Annotated in this window: 4 protein-coding genes and 1 pseudogene; 1 reads left to right on the top strand and 4 read right to left on the bottom strand. The window is 74.9% G+C overall.

What is annotated here, in order from left to right; translation table 11 throughout:
* The 3 genes from ACOV8S_RS22365 to ACOV8S_RS22375 all read right to left on the bottom strand — a co-directional run.
* Positions 1-678: serine hydrolase (locus ACOV8S_RS22365; RefSeq protein ID WP_448319740.1), on the bottom strand; the 678-nt coding region annotated here is incomplete at its 3' end.
* 50 nt (positions 679-728) lie between these two features.
* Complete coding sequence (locus tag ACOV8S_RS22370; protein WP_448319741.1) at positions 729-1,646, bottom strand: transketolase family protein; 918 nt, start codon at positions 1,644-1,646, stop codon at positions 729-731.
* A gap of 59 nt (positions 1,647-1,705) precedes the next feature.
* Positions 1,706-2,413, bottom strand: coding sequence for a transketolase (locus tag ACOV8S_RS22375; RefSeq protein WP_448319742.1), 708 nt, complete (start codon positions 2,411-2,413; stop codon positions 1,706-1,708).
* A gap of 72 nt (positions 2,414-2,485) precedes the next feature.
* Here ACOV8S_RS22375 and ACOV8S_RS22380 point away from each other — a divergent pair, with 72 nt between their 5' ends.
* Positions 2,486-2,998: a DinB family protein gene (locus ACOV8S_RS22380; protein WP_448319743.1), complete on the top strand. Its 513-nt coding sequence runs from the start codon at positions 2,486-2,488 to the stop codon at positions 2,996-2,998.
* A gap of 30 nt (positions 2,999-3,028) precedes the next feature.
* Here the strand turns inward: ACOV8S_RS22380 and ACOV8S_RS22385 are convergent.
* Positions 3,029-3,246, bottom strand: a pseudogene (locus ACOV8S_RS22385) (ADP-ribosylglycohydrolase family protein); the annotation flags it as partial.
* Between the last annotated feature and the right edge of the window lie 101 nt (positions 3,247-3,347).

A 3,347-nucleotide genomic window follows, 5' to 3' on the forward strand; every position in this document is an offset into this window, starting at 1 on the left:
GGCGTCACGGTAGCCGTGCCAGGACCAGCTGTCCGAGGCGCCGGCGGGCGTCATGACGCGCTCGCGCAGCACCTCGTCCAGGGGGCGGCCGTACAAAGCGGTGAGGGCGAGGGCGGCCAGGTTGACCCGGACGTCGTTGTACGCCCAGCCCTTGCCCGGCGGCCCGCCGACGAGACCGGCGCCGTGGGCGCTCTGGGCGTCGACCCGGGTCGGCTTGCCCCAGAGCTCGCCCTCCCACTGGCTCGTCTGGTCGAGCAGGTGCCGCCAGGTGATGTCCCGGGCGTGCCCCTCGGCGAACTGCGGGAGCGTCAGCACCCGGGAGACCGGCTCGTCCAGGTCGAGCAGCCCGTCGTCGAAGGCCGGTCCCGCGGACAGCGACAGCACGCTCTTGGTGGCGCTGAACGCCATTTCGACGCGGTCCGGATCGCCCCACGAGGCGATGACCGCGCCCCGGCGCACGACGAGACCGCTGGGGCCTCCGCCGTCGAGGAGCGGTCCGAGCACCTCACGGTGGGAGGTGTCCGCCACCTGTGCCTCGAGGTAGGAGGCCATGTCCTCGACGCCGGCGACGGGCCGTGCCGACTGCCCCCGCACCGCCCGCCGCAGCGCCTCGGCGTCGACCCCGTCCCAGGCCTCGCCGGCCGCCTCGGCCGGCCATCCCCGCGCCTGCTCCGTCACCGTGCTCCCCACCCGCAGATCGCCTCCCGGTACCTCACGCTGATCGATCATCATGATCGACGCGGGCGTCCCGCGTCCAGGAAGCGGACGATCCGCCCACGCAGGCCGGCCGGGTCCAGGCCGTGGGCGGCGAGGTGTTCGGGCATGGTGCCGTAGCGGCGCAGCTCCCTGCGGCCGACGCCGAGGCCGAGGAGGCGGTGCGGGACGTCGGCGAGGGCGTCGGCCGCGGCCGGGGTGGAGGTGCCGGCCAGGTACGGCTCGACCAGGACGACGTCGGTCCCGGCCGCCTCGGTGGCCGCCCGCAGGGTCCGGGCGTCGAAGGGCCGCACGGTGGTGGCGTACAGGACGGTGAGGTCCAGGCCCTCGGTGGCCTCGAGCACGGGGGTGAGCAGGGGTCCGACGGCGACCACCACGCCCGCCCCGCCGCGGCGCACCGTCAGCAGGCGCGAGCCGTCCACGGGGCGGGCGTCGTCGTTGGACTGGACGGAGAGGCGGACGTACACCTTGTCGTCGCCGGCTCCGACCGCCTGCCGCAGCAGGGTCTCGGCCTCGTCGGGGTGCCCCGGCACGTGCACGGTCCAGCCGTCGAGGGTGTCGAGCAGCGCCACGTCGCCGGGCGACATGTGGGTGAAGCCGCCGGCCGGCCAGTCGTAGGAGCCGAGGGCGCTCACCAGGACCGCGCCGGCGTCCTGGTGACCGAGGTCCAGCTTCACCTGCTCGAAGGGGCGTTCCACCAGGAAGCTGCCGAAGGTGTGCAGGACGGGCCGCAGGCCCGTCAGGGCCAGGCCCGCCCCGGCGCCGATCAGCAGTTGTTCGCGGATGCCGACGTTGATCACCCGGTCGGGGTGGCGGCGGGCGGCGTCGGCGAAGCCGTCCCGGCCGATCTCGGCGAGCACGACGGCGACCCGGGGGTCCTCGTCGAGCAGTCGGGTCATGACGGGGGCGAAGCGGTCGCGCATGGTGTCCATCCGGGGGTTCTCCCGTTCCCGTTGCGTTCGTGTTCGGTGCGTCGGACGTTCTTCGCGGGTCAGACGCTCTTGGACCGCACCCGCGCGACGACGGCGTGCGGGCGGCCGGGGTGCGGCCGGGTGAAGGCCTCGTACAGGCCCTCGTGGTCATGGCCGTCCGCGGTGACGACGGACCAGCCGGCCGCCTCGAAGCGCGCGGCGATGCCGTCGGGCCGCGCGTGACTGGCCGAGGAGTTGTCCACGACGACGGCGTGCAGCCTCTCGAGTCCCGCCGGGCCGGCGAAGGCGAGGGCCTCGTGGTTGCTGCCCTCGTCCAGTTCGGCGTCGCCGGTCAGCACCCACACGGCGGGGCCGGTGAGTCCCTGGGCGCGCAGGCCCAGCGCCTCGCCCACCGCGATGGGCAGGCCGTGGCCGAGCGATCCGCTGCCGATCTCCACGCCGGGCAGCAGGGTGCGGTCCGGGTGGTGGCCGAGCGGGGAGTCGTAGGAACCGAACCCGGACAGCCACTCGACGGGGAGGAAGCCCTTGGCGGCGAGGACGGCGTAGTAGGCCATCGGACCGTGGCCCTTGGAGAGCAGGAACCGGTCCCGCTCGGGGTCCCGCACCCGCTCGGGCGACACCCGCAGGACGCGGTCGTACAGGACCCACAGGGCGTCGAGGGTGGAGGTGGCGGCGGGGCCGTGCTTCTCGTCCCCGGTCATCAGGGCCATCAGCCGGGGCAGGTCGGCGTAGGCAGGGGCGTTCTCGTGCGGGGTGGTCGCGGTCATGCGGAAAGCGTGCGACCTCGAGCAAGGTTGAGGTCAAGCGCGGAAGGCGGACGGGTGCCGTAGCGTGTCGGCATGACCCTCCCCGGCACCGAGCCGCGGCTCGACACCCCCGACCCTTCCGCGCAGTTCGCGGCGTATCTGGACTACTACCGCGCCGTGGTGGAGCGGAAGGTCGCCGGCCTCACCGACGAGCAGCTGCGGACCTCGCGGCTGGCCTCCGGCTGGACGCCGCTGGAGCTGCTGAACCACCTGGTCCACATGGAGCGGCGGTGGTTCGTCTGGGGTTTCCTGGCGGAGCCCGTCGAGGAGCCGTGGGGCGACCGGGGGGACGACGGGCGCTGGTCGGCGCCGAAGGGTGTCACGGCCGAGGACCTGGTCGCCCGGCTGCACGCGGGCGGGGAGCGCACCCGTGAGGTGCTGGCCTCCCGGCCGCTCGACGCCCGGGCCGCGACCGGCGGCCGGTTCACCGACGAGCCCGCGCCCACCCTGTCCTGGATCGCCTTCCACGTGCTGCAGGAGTACGCCCGGCACGCCGGTCATCTGGACGTGGTCCGGGAACTGACCGACGGGGCCACCGGGGAGTGACCGGGCGGCCCCACGCCCCCCGGGCCCGTCTCAGCCGGCCAGCTCCTCCGCCATGGCCGCCAGTTCGGGTGCCCGGAGCACTCGTCCCGGCCATCCCGGCAGCCGCACGTGCAGCGGCGCCGTCCACCGGTCCGGGACGGAGGCGGCTCCGTGGCGCGCACCGCCTGTTCGTAGCCGCTCGTGGTGCGCAGCGCCCACACGGCGGAGCCGAGGCACGGCCGGACGGCACCGTTGAACCTCGAAGGGCGCGCCCAGGGCGTCGCCGGCCGCCGCCCCCAGCACGGCTCCCACTGCACGCTCCCGGTCCCTGTCCGGCAGCGTATCCCCGGGGCGGGACGGGGCGGGACGG

This window comes from Streptomyces sp. CO7, assembly GCF_053474865.1.

Bases quoted from the DNA above. Each gene is read 5' to 3' on its own strand.
- ACOV8S_RS22370 (WP_448319741.1), bottom strand. From the start codon at position 1,646: ATGGACACCATGCGCGACCGCTTCGCCCCCGTCATGACCCGACTGCTC.
- ACOV8S_RS22375 (WP_448319742.1), bottom strand. From the start codon at position 2,413: ATGACCGCGACCACCCCGCACGAGAACGCCCCTGCCTACGCCGACCTG.
- ACOV8S_RS22380 (WP_448319743.1), top strand. From the start codon at position 2,486: ATGACCCTCCCCGGCACCGAGCCGCGGCTCGACACCCCCGACCCTTCC.